This window comes from Aeromicrobium sp. Sec7.5 (assembly GCF_036867135.1).
Lineage (GTDB): Bacteria > Actinomycetota > Actinomycetes > Propionibacteriales > Nocardioidaceae > Aeromicrobium.
Genome location: NZ_JBAJIJ010000001.1, coordinates 1,067,958 through 1,087,944 on the forward strand (window position 1 = coordinate 1,067,958; position 19,987 = coordinate 1,087,944).

A 19,987-nucleotide genomic window follows, 5' to 3' on the forward strand; every position below is an offset into this window, starting at 1 on the left:
AAAGTCAGCAGTTCCGCTTCAACGTGTGAATCGGCATGTTTGCGCAGGTCAGAGGCTTGCGGGGTGCCATCGGTCCGCACTCAGTCCGCATCGTGTTGGGACGGGCCGAGCCAGATCCCTCGCGATAGCGCCCCAGAGCGGTCGCGACAATGCGGCGCTGGACCGTCGCGATGGAGCGACACAGTCCACCCAGGTCCCCGGGGGGCCGCCGCCCACCGGCCAGGTCGTCATGTGCGTTGATCGGCCGGAAGCCAGAAGTTGTACTCCTCGCCTGCGACCTGGACTTGTTCGATGATCCGGCGCATGTGCGCGTCAAGGCAGCCCGCCTCTTCCAGGCCGATGCCGCCGTACAGTGCCAGGGCTGTCCGCGGGAGACGGCGTCGGCAGCCGAGCACGCGTTCCATGCAGAAGGAACGAAAGGTCTCGTACGCCTCGAATGCATCAGCAACAGCGTGGCGGTCGACGGACTCACCCGCGTGGATCAGTCGCCCGCGTAGCTCATACAGATCCCGCCAGTAGGTGGCAACGGCGCCATTGCCCTGCAGGCTCCAATTGCCGCCCAGTTCCTCACTCAGCCCAATGAGTGCCTTCTTGAACGGTGCTCGTTCCATTCCGTCAGCCGCGCTCTGAAGGAGTCCTCGGTCGACGCGAGCAAGGCGATGGAGGGCGTATACCTGTCGCTCAGCACTCGATTGGAGCACGACGATGGCTGAATCGGGCTCCCCCTGGTCCGCGAGGCGGTCGGCTCGGAGCTTGAGGCGTCGGACAAGGTCCATCGGGTGTCCATGCGGTTCGGCGGCAAGCATCCGAGGCAGGAGTGGCAGCAGGTGATCATCGCCAGGCGTCTCAGCACCGCGGAACTGCGCTGTCTTGTTGGGAAGTACGAGATCGAGGTTACGGCCGAGGCGTCGCTTGCGTAGGCCGAGCACGACCTCGGGGCCGACGTGCTCGAGCGTGACGGTGTGAATGGATTGGTCCTCGGTCGCGACGGCGTAGACATGAAGGAACCGGTTGAGGGCGCGCAGGCAATACTCGAACAGCTCGGTCGAGACTCCCTGATTGATCGGTCCCCGAGGCACCTCAGTGATTAACTCGGCAATTCGCAGCCGAAGCGGAGGCGTACTAGGGCGTGTCTGGTAAATGGGTGTGGTGATAGGTGATCAGGCTGGCGAGGGTGATGCCGCCGAGGTAGGTCGTGGCGTACTTGTCGTAGCGGGTGGCGATGCCGCGCCACTGCTTGAGCCGGTTGAAGCCGCGCTCGACGGTGTTGCGCTGGCGGTAGAGGTCGGCGTCGAACGCTGGCGGCCTGCCGCCAGCTGATCCCTTCGCTTTGCGCCACGCGATCTGGTCGGATTTCTCCGGGATCGTGTGGCGGATCCGCATCTGCCGCAACCGCGTGCGGGTCGAGTTGTGCGAGTAGGCCTTGTCGGCCAGGACCCGGATCGGGGCCCGGCTGGTCGTTCGGTGGGCTTCGAGGAGCGGCCAGAGCATCGGGTTGTCGCCAGCCTGACCGGCCGTCAGCAGGACCGTGACCGGCGCGCATGCCGTGTCGGACAGGGCGTGGACCTTGGTCGTCAGACCACCCCTGGATCGACCGATCGCGTGGTCAGCTGGCTCGGCGGGCAGATTCTTGTAGTTCGATCCATCCCTTTTTTACCCCTCGAGGCGCGCCAGCAGCGTGCTGATGAACCTTCGCGCTGGTCGAATCGACCGACAGCACCAGCGCATCCAGATCAGCGATGCTGACACCGGATGCGTCCTTGACCGCGACGAACATCTGCTCATAGGTTCCGTCCGCTGACCAGCGGCGATGCCGCTCCCAGACCGACTGCCAGGCCCCGAAGACCTCCGGCAGATCACGCCACGGCGACCCCGTCCGGAACCGCCAGCAGATCCCTTCCAGCGTCAGCCGGTGATCGTTCCACGGCCGTCCACGCCGCCCAGCATCAGCCGGGATCGCCGCCTCGATCACAGCCCAGAGGTCGTCACTGATCACGCCCATACGCACCATGAGACCAGCCTCGGCCACCCCACCGCGAATATTTAGCAGACACGCCCTAGTGGCGGCGCGGGTTCGCAGAGCAGTGACATCGGGTTCGAGTTGGAGGCTAGCTGCGTTCGGACGCCTGCTCGCGGCGACAGCAATCTCGATGCCACTGGTGTTGACGCTCAACGTCGCCGCGGGGGACTGGTGAAATCGGACGGTCACTGGAGCGCGTCCGGCGTCAGCTCCGCCGGCTTGAGGTGGAACGACTAGGACGTGGAACTCTGCGCCGCATCGGCGTCGGTCAGGGCGCGGCGGACGCTGGAGGCGCCGACGTCCAGCACGCGGGCGATGTGGGCGTAGCTGGCGTCGTCGGCGCGCATCTTGCGTGCGGCCGCGATTTTCTCCGGAGTCATGACGGTGGGCCGGCCGCCGACGCGACCTTGGGCCTTGGCGTGCGCGAGGCCGCGCCGGGTGTTCTCGCGGATGGTGGCCACGCGCAGCTGGGCGAGCACGGCCATGATGCCGACGATGGCCTCGCCCATCGGGGTCGAGGTGTCGACGTCCAGGAACGGTTCGGTCAGGCTCTTGATCCGAACTCCACGGCCGCCGAGCGTGCGGATGATCTCGATGGCCATGACCTCGCTGCCGGCGATCCGGTCGAGCGCTCGGATGATGAGGGTGTCGCCCTCGCGCAGGTAGTCCAGGCACGCAGCCCACTGGGCGCGATCATTGATGCGGCTCGACTCGCCGTGGTCGACGAACACGCGTTCACAGCCGGCCGTCTCTAGTTCGGCGACCTGGGCCTGCGGGTTCTGCTCGCGGGTGGAGACCCGGGCGTACCCGACGCAGTTACTCATCGTTCGTACCCCTCTGATTGCCGGGACGGACCTGACCGCCGCGCTGCTCGTTCTTGGGGTGGTCCCACCGGCGGCTGGGTTCCGAACTTGAGATAACCGGCGGCCTCTCGCGACTTCCGAACGGACTTGACCAGGTCGTGGTCGACCGCGAGGTCGTCACCGCTTCGGTCTAAAGGGACGACCACCTGGCGCAGCACGGCGGCGAGCCGATCGTTGTTGCCGGTGTCCTGGCCATGGAATCGAGCCTGTACGAACTCCTCGCGCAGCGGCGAGCCGATCGCGAACTGTGCGGTGTCGAACTCGTAGCCGGCCTGCTCTGCCAGCTGGGAGAAGAACGCGAACTGGGTGCGTGTGTTGCCCTCACGGAAACTGTGGATCACGTTGACCTCACCCCACCGTTCGGCGAGCTCGTCGACGAACTCGTCCGGTCCCAGATCATGCAGGAAGTCCGCGGCCGCGATCTTCGCGTACTCGGCATGCGCGGCCTCGGAGAGCGCGGGCCCGGCCGGGTAATAGGCGTGACCGTCCTTGTTCATGAACTGACCGACGGGCGCGACGCGTTCCTCGCCAGCCCACTCGTAGACGTCCTGGAACACGTGACGGTGGATCGCCTTCATGTGGTCGTAGTCGAACGCACCCTCGATCGGGTCCCGCGACAACTCGGTCAACCGGACGAGCGCCGCACCTTCCTCGAGCACACGCAAGACGTCCGGATCGGTCTCACCGTGCGGCTTCCCCGGCCCGGTGAACTTGTTCCTCAACACAGAAGTACCTGGGATGAAGTAGTCATCCCAGGTACGAAAGGTGTGCCGGCGAGGCATCAGCCCTGAACGTGCCGGCGGATCTGCGCGACCGCCTCGTCCCCCGTGATCTCGCCTCGAGCAACCCGCGCAGCGATGGCGCGAGTCGTGGGATCGGTTACCTGGTGGCCGGCAGCGGCCAAGGCGGCGTCCGCGTGCGCGACGTGCTCCTCCGGCGTCCGGCCGACGCGCTTCGACGCGATCGTGCGAGCCATGGCGCACCCCTCTCGTTGGTCCCACTATTCTACCGCGACCAGCCGAAAACGGCCACACTCAGTTTCGGTCGATTTGGGTTCCGGCGCGGGTTTCTGGCCCATCTGCACTGCCGGTATTCCGGGATCCGAGAACGGTTGACGCGGCCGCGCCGTAAACGACCGTTTGTGGGGACCGAACCGAACCGAGGATCGTCCATCAGGCCGATGACAGTTCCTGGCGGACCTGGGGGAGGACCTCGGTGCCGAGGAGCTCGATGCTGTGCAGGAAGGTGGCGTGGGGCATGCCGCCGACGTCCATCTGCAGGATTTGGCGGTCGTGGCCGAGCAGGCCGTGGAGGTGGAGGATGCGGTCGGCGACCTCGTTGGCGCTGCCGGTGAAGACCATGCCGCCCGGTTGCATCTGGTGCTCGCGGCCCGTGGGTGCCATGCCGGGTCTGCCGATCTCGGCTGCGCCGGTGCGGAACAAGTTCAGCTCGTGCTCGAGGTAGGTGGCCTTGGCGGTGGCGTTGTCGTCGCCCACGAACCCGTGGACGGCGATCGCGATGCGTCCGGCGTCCTCGGGGTGTCCAGCCTGTTGCCAGCCCTCGCGGTAGGCGTGACCGTACTGGGCCCAGTGCTGCGGGGTGCCGCCGAGGACGCCGATGAACATCGGCAGGCCGAGCTCGATGGCGCGCATGACTGAGGAGGGGCTTCCCCCGGTGCCGAGCCAGATCCGCAGCGGGTCCTCGGGACGAGGCACGATCAGCGCGTCCTCCAAGGGCCGTTTGCGGTGCGGGCCGGACCACGTGACGCGGGCGTCGCGATTGGCCGCCAGGAGCAGGTCGAGCTTGGAGGCGTAGAGCATGTCGTAGTCGGCTTCATCGAAGTCGAACAGCGGGAACGTGATCGGTGAGGACCCCCGACCCGCCACCGCCTCGATGCGACCGGGCGCGATCGACGCGGCGGTGGCGAGCTGTTCGAAGACGCGCAGGGGCTCGTCGGTCGAGAGCACGGTGACGGCGGTACCGAGCTTGATGTGCCGAGTCGTGGCGGCCGCGGCGACGACCATCGAGGTCGGTGACGACAGTGGCATGGAGGCGGTGTGGTGCTCCCCGAAGCCGAAGAAGTCCAGACCGACCTGGTCGGCCAGCTGTGCTGCCTCGAGGGCGTCGCGAATGGCCTGGGCGGTGGGTCCGGTGCTGCCGTCGCTGCCTCGCGGCGTGTTGCCGAAGGAATAGACGCCCAGCTCGAGACTCACGCGATGCTCCGCAGGGTCTCGATCAGCGGGGTCGTGGGGCGGCCGATGAGGCGGGCCAGGTCACCGTTCTGGAAGGCCATGGCTCCGGCGCCGAGACCTTGGTCGACGGCTACCACGAACCCGGCCATCTCCGGCGGAAGACCTGCACCCTCAAGCATCTGCTGGTGCTCGTCAGCCGTGAGCGACTGGTAGGTCACGTCGCGGTCCAGCACCTCGGCGAGAGCCGAGGCGAGCTCGTCATAGGTCCATGCGACGTCGCCGGACAGCTCGTAGGTCTGTCCCTCGTGGCCGTCGGTCGCGGCGACCGTGCCGATGGCGGCGGCGAAGTCCGCGCGGGAGGCCGAGGCGATCTTGCCGTCGCCGACGCTCGCGCGCAGCACACCGGTGGCCCGGACCGCAGGCAGGTCGCGCTCGTAGTTCTCGGAGTACCAGCCGTTGCGCAGGATCGTGAACGGCAGACCGCTGTCGCGGATGAAGCCCTCGGCGGTGGCGTGGCCCTCGGCGATGAGCAGTGGACTTTCGGTGGCCTTCAGTCCGCTGGTGTAGATCAGTCGCCCGGCCTTCGCGCGCATTGCAGCGGCGATGACGTCGGCGTGCTGACGGTCGCGGCCCGCGATGTCGTTGCCGGAGATGAGCACGAACGTCTCGCCGGGTTCGAGGGCGGCCTGGACCGTCTCGGGACGGTCGTAGTCGATGACGGTGGTGCGGACGCCTGCGACGGCCAGGTCGGTGATCGAGTCGACAGACCGCGCGCCGGCGACGATGTCGGACGGGGTGACGCCGCGGGCCAGGAGGTCGCGGACGGCGAGGCGGCCGAGGTGGCCGGAGGTGGCGGTGATGACGATGCTCATGGGGAGTTCTCCGGGGTCAGTTGCTGATGGCGGGGGCGGCGCCGACGTACGTGTCGTCGTCGACCTGGGCGGCGGTGAAGGCGGCGATGTCCGCGCGGGTGACCGCGAACCCGAGCTTGTCGGTGCCGAAGAAGCCGACACGCAGGTCGCCCTCTCTGGGTCCGTCCTTGGGGGCGATGAAGCGGACGATGGTCCATCGCAGGTCGGAGGCCACGATGGGGTCGACCATCCCGTGGATCTCGTCGAAGGCCCGACGCATGAAGGTTCGGGGCATGAAGGCGATCAGCCGGGTGGTGGGCGTCGGCTTCTCCCGGGGATCCAGGATCGCCGGGGTGGCGTGTCCGATGTAGCGCGTGACGCCGTGGCGCCTCATCGCGTCGACGATGTGCCGTGTGCCTTCGACCAGCGGCAGGCCGGTGGCCTTGCGGTCCATGCTGGGTCCGAGGGCGCTGACGACGACATCGGCGTCGGCAACCGCTTGGTCGATGGCCTCGGCGTCGGAGATCTGACCGATCACGACGCGGACGCGGTCGCGCCAGGCGTCAGGGATCTTCTCGGGATTGCGGGCGTAAGCGGTGACGGTGTGGCCGCGCTCGAGGAGCTCGGCCACAGTCAGGGAGCCGATGGCACCAGTGGCGCCGAAGACGGTGACGTTCATGAGGGTTTCCTGGTTCTCGTTTTGATTGGGGCGCACTGCGGCGGCCGGTCGGCCGCCGCAGCGCAGGGGCGTCAGGCGATCGAGATGACGAGCTTGCCGAGGGTGCCGGCCGAGAAGTCCGCGAACGCCTGGGTGGTCTGATCGAGGTCGTAGACCTTCTGGACCGTCACGGACGTGGCCTGCTCGGCGTGACCGCCAGCGATGCGCTTGAGGGTTTCGGGGGCGGGGTTGGCGTAGATCGAGACGACCTGGAAGTCCTCGGTCGCGACGTCGTCGGCGCTGCGCAGCATCGTCGAGACGAGGGTGCCGCCGTTCTTGACGACGGGGACGACCGTGTCGGGCGAGCCGGCGAAGTGCAGAACGACGTCGGCGCCGGCCGGGACGATCGCCTGCACCTGGGGCGCCAGGTCCTGGGCGTAGTCGACGGTGTGGGTCGCGCCGAGGTCCTTGACGAGCGAGATCTCTTCGGCCGACGAGGCGGTGGCGATGACGGTCGCGCCGGCGTTCTTGGCCAGCTGGAGTGCCTGCTGGCCCACGCCACCGGTGGCGCCGACGACCAGCACGGTTGCGCCGTCCTTGATCGCGGCAGCGTCGAACGCGTCGAGCGCGGCGGTGCCGGCCAGACCGAGGCCAGCGCCCTCGGCGAACTCGACACCGTCGGGGAGTTTCGCCACACCGACGGCGGTGGGCACGGTGACGTATTCACCGAACGATCCGTCGCCGAGGTAATTCTTGGTGACGACGCCGAAGACCCGGTCACCGACGGCGTAGTCGGTGACGCCCCCACCGAGGGAGTCGACGACGCCCGCGAAGTCCTTGCCGAGCACGACGGGGAAACGGTGCTCCATCATCCCCTGCAGGCGGCTGGCCGCGACCGAGAGGTCGAAGCCGTTGATCGAGGCCGCGTGGACCTTGACGCGGATCTCACCCTCGGCGGGCTCGGGGATCTCCACGTCGGCGATCTGGGGGGCCTGGTCGAAGTCGTTCAGCACGACAACCTTCATGACATTCCTTCTTTCTAAAGGGGTGGGTGACTCAGAAGGCGTGCGGGCCGAAGCGGCCCCACGCGATGACGGCGGCGATGAGCAACAGGACGGCGTTGAACGCGATTGCGCTGGGCTCATGGCGGCGACGATGAGCATCCATCGCCAGCACCATCACGACGGCCAGTCCGGTCGCGGCGATGGGGACGAGGATCGGTGCGATGTCGAGCACGGCCGGGAGGACAAGACCGATCGCTGCTAGCAGCTCCACGACGCCGATCAGTCGCACGGTGCCGGCCGAGTAGTCCTCGACCCACGGCAGCTTCTCGGCCAGTTTGTCCTTCGGCGTCGTCGACTTCATGACGCCCGCCATGGCGAACATCAACGCCAGGACAATTTGCAGGACCCAGAGGAACACGTTCACGAGAACACTCATTTCTCACTCGTCGGCAAGCGGAGCGGACGCTCCACAAAGAGCATAACCGTCAAGTGGAGTGGTTATTCCACATGGGTCGATATGATCTATGCCATGACCTCGTCGACTACTCCGCCAGACGCCGTCCCTTCGGGGTGCGGGAGTCTGCGCGCGGACGCCGAGCGCAATCGCGAACGGATCCTGGCGGCGGCTCGCGAGGCCTTCGCCGAGTCAGGGTTGGCGGCCTCGACCAACGAGATCGCCCGACGCGCCGGTGTCGGCATTGCGACGCTGTTCCGCCGGTTTCCAACCCGCGACGACCTCGTCGCCGCGGTGTTCACCGACAAAATGCGCCAGTACACCGCAGCCACCGACGCCGCGCTGGCCGACCCGGACCCCTGGAACGGGTTCTGCGGCTACATCGAACAGGTATGCCGCATGCAGGCAGACGACCGAGGTTTCGCCGACGTCCTGGCCATGACGTTCCCCACCGCCAAGGCCCTCGAGAACGAACGCAACCGCACCGCCGAAGCCCTTGGCGAGCTCATCGAACGCGCCCAGGCAGCCGGGCGCCTGCGCCCGGACTTCGCCCATCAGGACGTGCCGCTGATTTTGATGGCCAACGCCGGCATCGTGAACGCCACCCGCGACGTCGCCCCCGACGCCTGGCGCCGCCACGTCGGCTATCTCCTCCAAGCCTTCGCCGTCGACGAAGCGCCGCCGCTGCCCGACCCACCCACACGTCAGCAGATGTACCGTGCACTCATGCGCACCGACTGAGACAAGCCGTTGGCAGCACCACTCCCGCCGCGCGGCGAGGAGCAGCGATCCGATACGTGTGAGCGGAGGCATGAAGCGTTCCGGTGGCCGAGGCGGCACGAGAATCCCTCGTCCGACGTCCGAAACCTAGCGCCGAAAGTTTCGGACACCGAAACCTCGAACGATTCTGGTCCGAGTTTCTGGTGCATCCGAGTTCCGACCGCCGAAAAGGACCGAATTCGGCACGCTGCAGTACTTTTCATTCTGGTCAGTCTCCGATGTATAGTCATCGCATGCTGACCATTCCAAGTCGTCTTGACGTGATGAACCGTCTCGGCCGCGCGATGGCGGACCCGACCAGGTCCCGCATCCTGCTGGCCCTGCTGGACGGACCCAGTTACCCCGCCGTGCTGTCTCGCGAGCTCGAGCTGAGCCGCTCGAACGTCTCCAACCACCTGGCCTGTCTTCGCGACTGCGGCATCGTCGTCGCAGAACCGGAAGGCCGACAGACGCGGTACGAGATCTCCGACCTTCGCCTCGGTCGAGCGCTGGTGGCACTCCTCGACGTGACACTCGCAGTCGATGAGAGCGCAGAGTGTGTCGACGAGACATGTTCGATCCCGGCGCCGGAGGTGTCGCGATGAGTACCGCCGTCACCGCCGAGCGTCGTTCGGTGCTGCACCGTCGGGTGCGCCTCATCGTGGGCTTCACGATCACCTACAACGTCATCGAGGCCGTGGTCGCCATCTGGGCCGGGACCCTGGCTTCATCGGCTGCACTGATCGGGTTCGGTTTGGACTCGATCGTCGAAGTCCTTTCCGCGCTGGCCGTGGCTTGGCAGTTCACCCGATCCGATCCGGAGCGGTGGGAGAAGGCAACCGTCCGGGCGATCGGGATCGCGTTCTTCGCGCTGGCCGCCTACGTCATCATCGACTCCGCGCTCTCGCTGACCGGTGCGCAGGACGTTGACCACAGCCCGCTGGGTATCGGGATCGCTACTCTCAGCCTGCTCATCATGCCGCTGTTGGCCTGGATTGAGATCCGCACCGGTCGCGAGCTCGGTTCCAAGAGCGTCATCGCCGATGCCAAGCAGCTGCTCTTGTGCATCTACCTCTCCGGCACCGTCCTCATCGGCCTGTTGCTCAACAGCCTTTTCGGTTGGGCCTGGGCCGATTCGGTCGCCGCTCTGGTCGTCGCCGGCCTGGCTATCCGCGAGGGGATCGAGGCCTGGAGCGGGGACGTCGAGTCACCGTTCGAAGTGCTGCAGGAGATGGTCGAAGACGCCGAGCAGGAAAGCTAGGCCAGTCCAGATGTTCCGGCACCTGGGTTGACCCCGGAATAGCCCGCGTGGGGAGAGGGCCGGAGCCCGGGTTTCGGATCGACCCGTCACCGACTGCTCTGGAGCTCGTGCTGCTCTTCCGGCGTGGTGATGGAGTCCGGCACCGCCCGCACAGACCCGCTGATCCGTTTGCGTCGGTCCTGGCGTTCGGCGTGCGCGAACCAGACGAAGCCGGTCAGGGCGAGCGCCCCGAAGAACCACCACTGCAATCCGTAGGCCAAGTGGGTGCCTGGCCCGAGCTCGGGACGGGGCTCCGGATCGAGCAACCCTGGGCCGGTGCTCTGGTCCTGCAGGTTGAGGTAGCCGTCACGGAGGTCGTACGGGACGTGATCAGCGAGTCCGTCGCTGGAGATGGCGCGGACCTGCGCGTCGCTCACGCGAATCGCCTCTCCTGTCGCGCCGCTGTTGGGACGCAGCCACCCGGTGACCTCAACTGTCGTCGTCGCCGGATCAGGGAGGTCTGACGGAGCTGTCGCGGATCGTGGCGTCTCGACGAAACCGCGGTTGACGAGCAGCGCGGTGCCGTCGTCCAGCACCAGGGGCGTGAGCACGTCCACGCCGGGTCGCCCGTCGCGGCTGACGTATTTGACGGTCACCTGTCGGTCCAGGTCGTAACGGCCGGTCGCCGTCGCGACTGTCCACTCTTGGTCGGGGTCGAGACGCTGACCGGCGGGGGCCACGGAGTCCAACTCCACGGGATCGATCGCGAGGTGCTCGGTGACCAGAGCATTGCGGTTCTCACGCTCTGTGAGCTTGTCGAACTGCCAGGCTCCGAGCTGCACGCACACCCCGGCCAAAGCGACCACGAAGATGCCGAATCCGATCCACCGGCGACTCACGAGGAATCTCAGTTCGCCGAGCCCTCGGCGGAAGCGACTCATCCGGCGGCGACGGCTCGCTCGAGTGCGTCCTCGAAGTCGCCCAGAGTGCGGGGCTGGATCACCTTGCCGTCTAGGAACAGGCTCGGTGTGCCGCTGAGGCCGAGGGTCTGGGCGTCCTGGAAGTCGGCCTCGACGCGAGCGGCGACGTCCTCGCTGACGACGTCGCGGTCGTACTGAGCCATGTCGAGGTTGAGCTGTTCGGCGTAGCTGCGAAAAAGGGCGGACTGGTCGTCTTGGCTCTCACCCCAAGTGGTCTGGGACTCGAAAAGCATGCGGTACATCGGCTCGAAGCTGTCCTGTCGTGCGGCGGCTTCGGCGGCGTGGGCGGCGTTGCGGGAGTTGAGGTGTCCGGGCAGAGGGAGGTAGCGAACGACGAACTCGACCTGGCCCTCGAAGTCTTGGCGCAGCTGCTCGATCGCCGGGTAGAGGGCGCCGCAGGCTTCGCACTCGAAGTCCAGGAACTCCACGAGGACGGGGGAGCCGTCGGGCGCTTCCTGCAGGACGTGACTGTCAGGTCGCACGATTCGCGGATCCTCGCTGCCGGTCGACTCCTGCACCTCGGGCTGGTCGCGGACTTCTAGAGCTACGAAGATGCCGAGCACGGCAAGGCTGAGCGTGACCAGGCTGGCGGTAATGACGGTGCGGCGGGTGCGGTTGTTGTTCTTCATGGGTCTCCGTCGATGGTCGGGGCGGGGAGGATTCAGACTCGGCGGCTGCGGAAGCGGCGGATCGCGGCCACAGCGAGGGTCACTGCGAGCGCTCCGACTGCGAGTCCATGCCACCCATGTCACCGCTGCCGGTGTCGGGGACGTCCTCAACGCCTCAGCCACGAGCTCATCTTCTCGGTCTCGGGCTCTTGGACGGCACTGATGTCCGCGGCGAGGTCCTTCACCCCTTGGCTCTCGGCGTCGGGCCGGAAACTACCGATTCGCTCGGTGTGGTGAGGGATTCGCCCTCGCTTCCGATCTCAGGATACCCGTCCAGTACCGAGTAGCACGGGCCCAATGTGGACCGTAGGTGGTACCGGGTCGAATCACTCAGGCGAGCTCGGAGACAAGATCAATGATGTGACGCAGCAGCGGGACCGCGATCGACTGCTCCTCGGCGGTGAGGGATGTCCAGGCCACCGCCAACCGGTCGGCAACCAGGCCGCGCTTGGCGGCCAGGAGTTGCTCCCCGCGCTCGGTGAGCGTGAGTACGCGTCGGCGTCGATCGTCCACGGCTGGGATACGGCACAGCAGGCCGGCCGCTTCCAGCCCGGCGGCCTGTTGGGTCACCGTGGGTTGGCTCAGCAGCGTGTATGCCGAGATGGCGGCGATGCCCTCGCGACCACAAGCCTGCACGGCGTCCAGCAGTACCAGCTGTGGCACGGTGACGTCCTCGAAAAGCGGCTGCAGTCGGCCCCTGGTCCGCCGAGCGACTGCGAGCAGGGCCAGCACCGCATCGGCGAACTGTTCCCCGTCAGTCGTCGTCTGGTTCCGTGTACGGTCAACGCCGACCGCTTCGCCATCAGCACCCATACGCGCTCCCCTAGGTCGATGCCGCCGACTGACAGGACCGGCCGTCCAAGGCGGATCAGCAGTCGCGTGTGCCGTCACGCTACCGGCCGCCGCCGGCGGCTACCGCTCAGCAAGGCGTCAGGCGACTGTCTGCGTGCTCACTGGGCAATGTTGCTCATTGGGCAGGCCCGGTCATACTGAGGGCATGGATCGTGGGTTGCGGGACCTCAAGCGGGAGGCGACGGCGCAGGCGCTGGCCGAGGCGGCCTTCGAGCTGACCCGTGAGCGCGGGTTGTTCGGGTTTGTCACTGCGGACGTCGTGGAGCGGGCGGGCTACTCCCGGCGCACCTTCGCGAACCACTTCTCCTGCAAGGAGGAGGCAGTCGCCGCGGTCGCGTTCGGGGGTGTCGACGACGCCAGCGCGATCCTCGCCGACCTGCCGGAAGACCTGCCACTGCTCGATGCCCTGTTGTCCGTGATGAGGGATCAGTTCACCGCGGACACCTTGGTGAGGATGCGCGAGCTGATGGCCATGGCACGGCAGTACCCGACGCTCGAGCCGTACGTCCTCAGCGTTCAGCAGCGCATGCGCCACACCGCCCAGGAGCTCTTGGGATCCGCAGCCGGGGACCGCTATCCCGCCATCTACGTGCCGCTGCTGTTCGGCGCCGTCTATGGCGCCGTGATGGCCGCCTTGGAGGGAACTCTCGACGTGCACCTGGACGGCGAGAACGACGCCACCCCCGCATCGATGGACTACGCCTCGTTCCTCGATCTCACCTTCGACTACCTGCGCCACGGCCTCTAGCCACCGCCGCCCCGCCCCCTCAAGGAGACCCAGAACCCATGTCCACATTCTTGTACCGACTCGGACGAACCGCATTCGGCCGGCCGTGGCTGTTCATTGCCGGTTGGGTGGCGGTCCTCGCCGCGGTCGTCGGTGCCGTGGCCATCAACGGGGTGAACGTCAGCTCCGAGATGAAGATCGAGGGCACCGAGGCTCAGACCGTGCTCGACCGCGTGGCCGATGAGCTTCCCGCGGCGTCGGGAGGCCAGGCCAGCGTCGTCTTCACTGTGCCAGGCGGTGAGCGCCTCGACACTCCGGAGCGTCTTGCGGTGATCAGCGGCACCGTCAGCGACGTCTATGCCCTTGAGAAGGTCGTCAATCCCCTGGACGCCGCTCTGGGTGCCGGGGAGCAGGGCGGACCGGGCACTCCTCAGGAAGGTGCTCCGGCCGATCCCTCAGCCGGGACGGAGCAGGGGCAGGCGCCTCCCTACCAGCCGCTGGTGGTGGACGGGGCCGCGGTGCCCGGCGTGCTGGTGTCCTCGGACGGGCAGGTCGCACTGTTCCAGTTCCAGTTCACAGTCGCCTCGACCTCATTGACCGATGACGACGTCACCTCGGTGGTCGAGGTGGTGGAGCGTGCCGAGCAGGGAACCGGGATCACCGTGCTCCCGAGCGACTCGCTCAAGGCCATCGAAATCCCGGTCGGTATTGGTGAGGTGATCGGTCTCGCCGTCGCCGCTCTCGTGCTGGTGCTCACCCTGGGTTCGCTGATCGCGGCCGGTCTGCCCCTGATCACCGCCCTGGTCGGCGTCGGCATCGGCGTGGGTGGCGCGTACGCGCTCTCCACGGCCGTCGAGATGAACTCCGCCACCCCCGTCCTCGGTCTCATGGTCGGCCTCGCCGTCGGCATCGACTATGCGCTGTTCGTCGTCAACCGGCAGCGACGGTTGATTCTCGATCGGGGACTCAGCGCGCAGGAGGCAGCGGGCAGAGCGGTCGGCACCGCGGGCAGTGCTGTGTTCTTCGCCGGCCTGACCGTCCTTATCGCGCTGACCGCTTTGACCGTGATCGGCATCGCCATGCTGTCCACGATGGCACTGGTCGCGGCGTCCACGGTCGCCTTGGCCGTGCTCATCGCACTGACCCTGCTGCCCGCCCTGCTGGGGCTGGTCGGGGAGCGGATCTGCTCCGACAAGGCCCGATCCCGGCGCCGCGCCAAGGTGGAGGCGGAGTCCCACAGCGTCGCCGACCACTGGGTCAAGGGCGTGATCAGGTTACGGTGGCCCGTCATCGCAGGAGTGGTCGCGATCCTGGGCGTGATGGCGATCCCCGCTGCCAGCATGAACCTGGGCATCCCCACCGGCGAGACCGCGAACCAGGACACCGCCGCCCGGCAGAGCCACGAGGCCGTCTCCCAAGGCTTCGGTGAGGGATTCAACGGCCCCCTCCTGGTCACCGCAGAGCCCACCGGCACCGCAGACCGCGTCACACCCGAGCTGACCGACAAGCTCCTCGCCGAGTTCCAGGACCGAGACGACATCGTGCTGGCCGCGCCGGTCGGCGTCAACGAGGCCGGCGACCTCGCCGTGTTCAGCATCATCCCCACCTCCGGCCCCAGCGACGAGGCGACCAGCGACCTCGTGAAGTCGCTGCGCGAGCCCGACAACGACATCGCCCAGGACAACCAGGTGCAGTTAGGCGTCACCGGGTTCACCGCCATCGGCATCGACATGTCCGACAAGCTCGCCGACGTCCTACCGCTCTACCTCGGCATCATCATCGTGCTGTCCGTCCTGATCCTGACGCTGGTCTTCCGCTCGATCGTCGTCCCACTCAAGGCCACCGCCGGCTTCCTGCTCAGCATCCTGGCCACCTTCGGCGCCACCACCGCCGTCTTCCAGTGGGGCTGGCTCAGCAGCCTCTTCGGGTTCGACACCGGCGGCCCGCTGATGAGCTTCATGCCGATCATCGTGACCGGCATCCTCTACGGCCTCGCCATGGACTACGAGGTCTTCCTGGTCTCCTCCATGCGCGAGGCACACATCCACGGCCAGCCAGCCCGCCAGAGCGTCGTGCATGGGTTCGACCAGGCCAGCCGCGTCGTCGTGGCAGCCGCGATCATCATGGTCGCGGTCTTCTCCGGCTTCATCTTCAGCCACGACATCATGATCAAGCAGATCGGCTTCGCCCTCGCCGCCGGCATCCTCATCGACGCCTTCATCGTCCGGCTGACCCTCGTCCCCGCGCTGATGGCCTTCTTCGACGAGCGAGCATGGTGGCTACCCCGCTGGCTCGACCGCCTACTGCCCGACCTCGACATCGAGGGCGACAAGCTCCTGACCATGCTCAACCAGCAGGCCGAGGCCACCGACCGACAAAGCATCGAGGTCAGCAACTGAGGGACCGAAGCGTCGAGAGACGAACGCCGGGGCACGTCCTGGAGGCCTCACCACACCGATCCGGACCGCAGCCAGGGCCCGAACGCAATCGACCACCAATCCCTGACGGCGCCTCGATCACCGAGGATCGCTCATCCAGGATGTCGGCGGTACTCGGCCCAGCGCTCGAGCATGCCCTCCGTCTCGCCGCGCAGGAACGCGATGAACTCTGTCGCCTCGGCCAATCGGTGGCCGCCGCCGTTCGCGCCGAGCTCGACGGCGGCGGACTCCACCACGGACTCCCACTGCTTGAGAACCGGGATCCAGGCGGCCACGATCATGCCGCACACGTCGCCCTCACAGACCCGGTAGAACTCGGCCCTCCTCCCGGGTTCGCGCTCCTTGACCACCATCCGTGTCGCGGTGAGATGCCGCACGGCCCCCGAGATTGCGGCCGGACTGACCCGGACCCCGTCCGCGAGCGCGGCGGCGGAGTAGCGGTCAGCGTCGTCGGCGAGCATGTAGGCCAACACCCTGGCGGACATCCGTGGGATCCCGGCTTCGTTCAGGATCAGGGCAATACGCTCGACCACGCGAAGCAGCCCCTCGCTCTCGTCCTGCCAGCGGCTCGGCAGCATCTGCTCAGCATCGCTCATCGAGCCAGGCCCATCCGGGTATGCCCGTTGGGATAGCAGCCCTCAGAGATCCCCCTGCGAACGCAGATCCTGGAGGCGTCCGGGCTGTGGGGGTCTGTTTCAAGGTCGGTGCCAGCCCCGGCGCCTCCAGGTCCGAGACCGGCCGGAAGGGGCGGGCCCGTCGTTGAGGTGCGCTGGATCGCGTTCGCGGAGGTACTCCTCAAGGTCGCCCAGCCCGCGGGCGATGTCTCGACGCAGCCTGCGTTCGGCGAAGAACCGTAGGCGGGGCGCAGGATGGTCGCGAACCCACTCGGTGTACATGAACTGCCCCATGCACCAGCATGCACCGAACGCGACGCTGCCAGCCACCAGCGTCCACCACACGACTGCCAAGACATCCCACAGGGCGTTCCCCAGCTGTTGCCATGCCGGCCCGTACGGATTCCCGTATCTCACCTCACCCACCTCCAGCCGTGGCGGCCGAACCCGGGGGATCGCGATCACCCGTAGGTAGCGGTCGGCGCCAGCCTACGCCGAAATACATAGGAGGAAAAGGGTAGAAGTAGAGGGTCCAGCCGCCCACGGCGCCACGCCTGTCCCTGCAGTGGGCGTGCAGTGGGCTACCGATGGCGTTCATCGCCCGGCGTTGCCGCGTCTGGCTGAGCGAGTTCGGCAGACCACCAAGAATCGGCGCACTCAGCATTGTCGCCTCCGCTTTGAGTCGTCGTTGCCCGGATGTCGTGTTGACCACGTATGCAGCCTCGTTGCCCTTCGAGCACCATCGTCCGACACTGTCAGGATGGCGGCACCGGCCTCGACGAGGTGACGCGGTCGCTGACCAGTGACGGACAGGCTGAATTTCATGAGGACTGCCACGCCCCGGCGTGTCGCGTCCGCTCTCCTGGGTGACGTCCCGGCTGGTGGTGTAGTTCCCGGTGTTGGCCTCGATGAGGTGAGCCATCGTGCGATGGTCAGTGAGTACCGACCAAGGAACTCACAGAAAGACACAACGCACGATGGCTCTTGACCAGTCTGCCCTCCTCGAGCTGCTCGGGGAACTCAAGGACACCGATGTCACCGATCGGATCCGGATCGCGACGCAGAAGCTCTACCAGGAATTGATTGATGCCGAGGCCGCGGCGGCGATCGGCGCGGCCCCGTTTGAGCGGACTCCCGAGCGGGTGACGCAACGTAATGGCAGCCGGCCGAAGACGGTCACGACGACGGCCGGTCAGTTGGATCTGCGGATCCCGAAGCTGCGTGCCGGTTCGTTCTTTCCCTCGCTGCTCGAACGACGCCGTCGGGTCGACCAAGCGCTCTTCGCGGTGGTGATGGAGGCCTACGTTCACGGCGTCAGCACCCGCAAGGTCGACGACCTCGTCCGGGCGCTCGGTGCTGACACGGGTATCTCGAAGTCCGAGGTCTCACGGATCTGCGTCAATCTCGACGAGGACGTCGCCGCGTTCCGAGAGCGCCCGCTCGATCAGATGGCCTATCCGTATGTGTTCGTCGATGCGACCTACTGCAAAGCCAGAGTCGGCCGGCGGGTCGTGTCCCAGGCGATCGTGGTCGCGGTCGGCGTCGCCGCTGACGGCCGCCGTGAGGTCCTGGGATTCGACGTCGGAGACACCGAGTCCGAACCGTTCTGGACCGACTTCTTCCGCTCCCTGAAGGCCCGCGGCCTGTCCGGGGTCCAGCTGGTCGTCTCCGACGCCCACACCGGCCTGATGGCCGCGATCAGCACCTGCTTCGCCGGCGCTGCCTGGCAACGTTGCCGGGTCCACTTCATGCGCAACGTCCTCGCGCGAGTGCCCAAGGTCGCCGGCCCGATGGTCGCCGCGATCATCCGCACGATCTTCGTCCCACGCGGCAAGCGAGAGCTGGTCCGGGCCCAGTTCGACGAGGTCGTCACCATGCTCACCCGCTCCCATCCGGCGGTCGCGGACATGCTCGACGACGCCCGCGAAGACCTCCTCGCGTTCGCGGAGTTCCCACCAGGGCACTGGCAGCAGATCTGGTCGACCAACCCGCTGGAACGGTTGAACAAGGAGATCAAGCGCCGCACGAACGTCGTCGGCGTCTTCCCCAACCCCGCGGCCCTGCTGCGGCTCGCTGGACACGTCCTGATCGAGCAACACGACGAATGGGACAGCGCCGACCGCCGCTACTTCAGCGAGAACTCCATGAAGCTCCTGACCGCCGCATCCATCGAGCTCGAGGAGGTGGGCATCGCCGCGATCGACGCGGCCTAGACTCGCAACCACTGACCCGCACGGTGTCGAGAAACTCCACCACACAGCGGGACGTCACCCTCTCCTGAGCCGCCAGCCCTTCGTCGACGGCCTTTGGACGGAAAACTAGGGCGTGTCTGCTAAATATTCGCGGTGGGGTGGCCGAGGCTGGTCTCATGGTGCGTATGGGCGTGATCAGTGACGACCTCTGGGCTGTGATCGAGGCGGCGATCCCGGCTGATGCTGGGCGGCGTGGACGGCCGTGGAACGATCACCGGCTGACGCTGGAAGGGATCTGCTGGCGGTTCCGGACGGGGTCGCCGTGGCGTGATCTGCCGGAGGTCTTCGGGGCCTGGCAGTCGGTCTGGGAGCGGCATCGCCGCTGGTCAGCGGACGGAACCTATGAGCAGATGTTCGTCGCGGTCAAGGACGCATCCGGTGTCAGCATCGCTGATCTGGATGCGCTGGTGCTGTCGGTCGATTCGACCAGCGCGAAGGTTCATCAGCACGCTGCTGGCGCGCCTCGAGGGGTAAAAAAGGGATGGATCGAACTACAAGAATCTGCCCGCCGAGCCAGCTGACCACGCGATCGGTCGATCCAGGGGTGGTCTGACGACCAAGGTCCACGCCCTGTCCGACACGGCATGCGCGCCGGTCACGGTCCTGCTGACGGCCGGTCAGGCTGGCGACAACCCGATGCTCTGGCCGCTCCTCGAAGCCCACCGAACGACCAGCCGGGCCCCGATCCGGGTCCTGGCCGACAAGGCCTACTCGCACAACTCGACCCGCACGCGGTTGCGGCAGATGCGGATCCGCCACACGATCCCGGAGAAATCCGACCAGATCGCGTGGCGCAAAGCGAAGGGATCAGCTGGCGGCAGGCCGCCAGCGTTCGACGCCGACCTCTACCGCCAGCGCAACACCGTCGAGCGCGGCTTCAACCGGCTCAAGCAGTGGCGCGGCATCGCCACCCGCTACGACAAGTACGCCACGACCTACCTCGGCGGCATCACCCTCGCCAGCCTGATCACCTATCACCACACCCATTTACCAGACACGCCCTAGAACGCCGAACTTGTTAACGGCGGGTGACAGACTGAAGGGAAGCGTCACGTAGGTCGCACAGAATCGGGCGCGGCTTCGTAGTGCGATCACGGCGTCAGAGTAAGGCGCCGGGAGCTGAAATCCCATGCGAGCTAGATCCATGCGCGTCGACGTTCTTGTCCGCCTTCGAAAATGGGTTGTAGGTCGCGGTCACGAGGTCCAGAGGGGGTCGATGCGAGGGGCCATTCGCTGACATCCGTGGTGCTCCTACGCAATCGCGCCGGAACAAAGCCGAGCTGCAACATGACGCTACCGCCGCGAGCGGACGGGCCGCCCGGAGGCGGCAACCTGGTACGAGGCATCGGACTGTCGAGAAGGCGCTCAACCAGGGTCAGATGTATGAGGCCACTCAAGACCGGGTTCGAGACGGC

The 19,987-nt window shown here is 66.8% G+C and carries 19 protein-coding genes and 2 pseudogenes; 7 read left to right on the top strand and 14 right to left on the bottom strand.

The genetic code is table 11. From position 1 onward, the window contains the following. Nucleotides 1-227 precede the first annotated feature (227 nt). The 10 genes and pseudogenes from V6S66_RS05425 to V6S66_RS05470 all read right to left on the bottom strand — a co-directional run bounded on the left by V6S66_RS05425 (nucleotide 228) and on the right by V6S66_RS05470 (nucleotide 8,024). Nucleotides 228-1,079, bottom strand: coding sequence for a hypothetical protein (locus V6S66_RS05425; protein WP_334205734.1), 852 nt, complete (start codon nucleotides 1,077-1,079; stop codon nucleotides 228-230). A 43-nt stretch (nucleotides 1,080-1,122) separates the two neighbouring features. Continuing rightward, nucleotides 1,123-2,011, bottom strand: a pseudogene (locus tag V6S66_RS05430) (IS5 family transposase). A 242-nt stretch (nucleotides 2,012-2,253) separates the two neighbouring features. Beyond that, nucleotides 2,254-2,844, bottom strand: a complete 591-nt coding sequence (locus V6S66_RS05435) for a recombinase family protein (RefSeq protein ID WP_334205735.1) — start codon at nucleotides 2,842-2,844, stop codon at nucleotides 2,254-2,256. Then, the gene (locus tag V6S66_RS05440; protein ID WP_334205736.1) at nucleotides 2,841-3,608 is read right to left on the bottom strand and encodes a Fic/DOC family protein; all 768 of its coding nucleotides are present in this window, start codon (nucleotides 3,606-3,608) and stop codon (nucleotides 2,841-2,843) included. The genes V6S66_RS05435 and V6S66_RS05440 overlap by 4 nt, the downstream gene beginning before the upstream one ends. A gap of 56 nt (nucleotides 3,609-3,664) precedes the next feature. Next, the gene (locus V6S66_RS05445; protein WP_334205737.1) at nucleotides 3,665-3,859 is read right to left on the bottom strand and encodes an antitoxin VbhA family protein; all 195 of its coding nucleotides are present in this window, start codon (nucleotides 3,857-3,859) and stop codon (nucleotides 3,665-3,667) included. Nucleotides 3,860-4,055: 196 nt separating this feature from the next. Beyond that, entirely contained in the window at nucleotides 4,056-5,096 is a 1,041-nt protein-coding gene (locus tag V6S66_RS05450) for an LLM class flavin-dependent oxidoreductase (protein WP_334205738.1), read from the bottom strand. Then, complete coding sequence (locus V6S66_RS05455) at nucleotides 5,093-5,947, bottom strand: NAD(P)H-binding protein (RefSeq protein WP_334205739.1); 855 nt, start codon at nucleotides 5,945-5,947, stop codon at nucleotides 5,093-5,095. Before V6S66_RS05455 ends, V6S66_RS05450 begins: the two co-directional genes overlap by 4 nt. A 16-nt stretch (nucleotides 5,948-5,963) precedes the next feature. Further along, entirely contained in the window at nucleotides 5,964-6,605 is a 642-nt protein-coding gene (locus V6S66_RS05460; protein WP_334205740.1) for an NAD(P)-dependent oxidoreductase, read from the bottom strand. A gap of 71 nt (nucleotides 6,606-6,676) precedes the next feature. After that, nucleotides 6,677-7,609, bottom strand: coding sequence for an NADP-dependent oxidoreductase (locus tag V6S66_RS05465; protein WP_334205741.1), 933 nt, complete (start codon nucleotides 7,607-7,609; stop codon nucleotides 6,677-6,679). Between the two features lie 31 nt (nucleotides 7,610-7,640). Beyond that, on the bottom strand, nucleotides 7,641-8,024 hold the full coding sequence (locus V6S66_RS05470; protein WP_334205742.1) for a DoxX family protein: 384 nt from the start codon (nucleotides 8,022-8,024) through the stop codon (nucleotides 7,641-7,643). 81 nt (nucleotides 8,025-8,105) lie between these two features. On the opposite strand from V6S66_RS05470, the gene V6S66_RS05475 reads away from it, so the two are divergent. From V6S66_RS05475 to V6S66_RS05485, 3 genes are all read left to right on the top strand, one after another. Further along, complete coding sequence (locus V6S66_RS05475; RefSeq protein ID WP_334205743.1) at nucleotides 8,106-8,783, top strand: TetR/AcrR family transcriptional regulator; 678 nt, start codon at nucleotides 8,106-8,108, stop codon at nucleotides 8,781-8,783. Nucleotides 8,784-9,055: 272 nt separating this feature from the next. Beyond that, the gene (gene cmtR / locus V6S66_RS05480; RefSeq protein ID WP_334205744.1) at nucleotides 9,056-9,406 is read left to right on the top strand and encodes a Cd(II)/Pb(II)-sensing metalloregulatory transcriptional regulator CmtR; all 351 of its coding nucleotides are present in this window, start codon (nucleotides 9,056-9,058) and stop codon (nucleotides 9,404-9,406) included. Then, nucleotides 9,403-10,062, top strand: a complete 660-nt coding sequence (locus V6S66_RS05485) for a cation diffusion facilitator family transporter (protein WP_334205745.1) — start codon at nucleotides 9,403-9,405, stop codon at nucleotides 10,060-10,062. The genes cmtR and V6S66_RS05485 overlap by 4 nt, the downstream gene beginning before the upstream one ends. 86 nt (nucleotides 10,063-10,148) lie before the next feature. On the opposite strand, the gene V6S66_RS05490 is transcribed toward V6S66_RS05485, so the two are convergent. The 3 genes from V6S66_RS05490 to V6S66_RS05500 all read right to left on the bottom strand — a co-directional run bounded on the left by V6S66_RS05490 (nucleotide 10,149) and on the right by V6S66_RS05500 (nucleotide 12,502). Beyond that, entirely contained in the window at nucleotides 10,149-10,940 is a 792-nt protein-coding gene (locus V6S66_RS05490) for an SURF1 family cytochrome oxidase biogenesis protein (protein ID WP_334205746.1), read from the bottom strand. Nucleotides 10,941-10,978: 38 nt separating this feature from the next. Next, nucleotides 10,979-11,650 (bottom strand): DsbA family protein, encoded by a 672-nt coding sequence (locus tag V6S66_RS05495; protein WP_334205747.1) that lies wholly within the window; start codon nucleotides 11,648-11,650, stop codon nucleotides 10,979-10,981. 369 nt (nucleotides 11,651-12,019) lie between these two features. Further along, on the bottom strand, nucleotides 12,020-12,502 hold the full coding sequence (locus tag V6S66_RS05500; RefSeq protein WP_129478242.1) for a MarR family winged helix-turn-helix transcriptional regulator: 483 nt from the start codon (nucleotides 12,500-12,502) through the stop codon (nucleotides 12,020-12,022). A 184-nt stretch (nucleotides 12,503-12,686) separates the two neighbouring features. Between V6S66_RS05500 and V6S66_RS05505 the strand changes: the two genes are divergently transcribed. Continuing rightward, complete coding sequence (locus V6S66_RS05505; RefSeq protein WP_129478245.1) at nucleotides 12,687-13,289, top strand: TetR/AcrR family transcriptional regulator; 603 nt, start codon at nucleotides 12,687-12,689, stop codon at nucleotides 13,287-13,289. A 38-nt stretch (nucleotides 13,290-13,327) separates the two neighbouring features. Further along, nucleotides 13,328-15,667 (top strand): MMPL family transporter, encoded by a 2,340-nt coding sequence (locus V6S66_RS05510; RefSeq protein WP_129478247.1) that lies wholly within the window; start codon nucleotides 13,328-13,330, stop codon nucleotides 15,665-15,667. 131 nt (nucleotides 15,668-15,798) lie between these two features. Here V6S66_RS05510 and V6S66_RS05515 read toward each other — a convergent pair whose 3' ends face one another. Beyond that, entirely contained in the window at nucleotides 15,799-16,302 is a 504-nt protein-coding gene (locus V6S66_RS05515; RefSeq protein WP_129478249.1) for a GbsR/MarR family transcriptional regulator, read from the bottom strand. A 995-nt stretch (nucleotides 16,303-17,297) separates the two neighbouring features. Here V6S66_RS05515 and V6S66_RS05520 point away from each other — a divergent pair. Then, nucleotides 17,298-18,533, top strand: coding sequence for an IS256 family transposase (locus V6S66_RS05520; RefSeq protein ID WP_334205112.1), 1,236 nt, complete (start codon nucleotides 17,298-17,300; stop codon nucleotides 18,531-18,533). Nucleotides 18,534-18,688: 155 nt separating this feature from the next. After that, nucleotides 18,689-19,577 (top strand): annotated as a pseudogene (locus tag V6S66_RS05525) (IS5 family transposase). The last annotated feature ends 410 nt before the right edge of the window (nucleotides 19,578-19,987 follow it).

Bases quoted from the DNA above. Each gene is read 5' to 3' on its own strand.
- V6S66_RS05435 (WP_334205735.1), bottom strand. From the start codon at position 2,844: ATGAGTAACTGCGTCGGGTACGCCCGGGTCTCCACCCGCGAGCAGAAC.
- V6S66_RS05445 (WP_334205737.1), bottom strand. From the start codon at position 3,859: ATGGCTCGCACGATCGCGTCGAAGCGCGTCGGCCGGACGCCGGAGGAG.
- V6S66_RS05455 (WP_334205739.1), bottom strand. From the start codon at position 5,947: ATGAGCATCGTCATCACCGCCACCTCCGGCCACCTCGGCCGCCTCGCC.
- V6S66_RS05460 (WP_334205740.1), bottom strand. From the start codon at position 6,605: ATGAACGTCACCGTCTTCGGCGCCACTGGTGCCATCGGCTCCCTGACT.
- V6S66_RS05465 (WP_334205741.1), bottom strand. From the start codon at position 7,609: ATGAAGGTTGTCGTGCTGAACGACTTCGACCAGGCCCCCCAGATCGCC.
- V6S66_RS05470 (WP_334205742.1), bottom strand. From the start codon at position 8,024: ATGAGTGTTCTCGTGAACGTGTTCCTCTGGGTCCTGCAAATTGTCCTG.
- V6S66_RS05475 (WP_334205743.1), top strand. From the start codon at position 8,106: ATGATCTATGCCATGACCTCGTCGACTACTCCGCCAGACGCCGTCCCT.
- cmtR (WP_334205744.1), top strand. From the start codon at position 9,056: ATGCTGACCATTCCAAGTCGTCTTGACGTGATGAACCGTCTCGGCCGC.
- V6S66_RS05485 (WP_334205745.1), top strand. From the start codon at position 9,403: ATGAGTACCGCCGTCACCGCCGAGCGTCGTTCGGTGCTGCACCGTCGG.
- V6S66_RS05495 (WP_334205747.1), bottom strand. From the start codon at position 11,650: ATGAAGAACAACAACCGCACCCGCCGCACCGTCATTACCGCCAGCCTG.
- V6S66_RS05500 (WP_129478242.1), bottom strand. From the start codon at position 12,502: ATGGGTGCTGATGGCGAAGCGGTCGGCGTTGACCGTACACGGAACCAG.
- V6S66_RS05505 (WP_129478245.1), top strand. From the start codon at position 12,687: ATGGATCGTGGGTTGCGGGACCTCAAGCGGGAGGCGACGGCGCAGGCG.
- V6S66_RS05510 (WP_129478247.1), top strand. From the start codon at position 13,328: ATGTCCACATTCTTGTACCGACTCGGACGAACCGCATTCGGCCGGCCG.
- V6S66_RS05515 (WP_129478249.1), bottom strand. From the start codon at position 16,302: ATGAGCGATGCTGAGCAGATGCTGCCGAGCCGCTGGCAGGACGAGAGC.
- V6S66_RS05520 (WP_334205112.1), top strand. From the start codon at position 17,298: ATGGCTCTTGACCAGTCTGCCCTCCTCGAGCTGCTCGGGGAACTCAAG.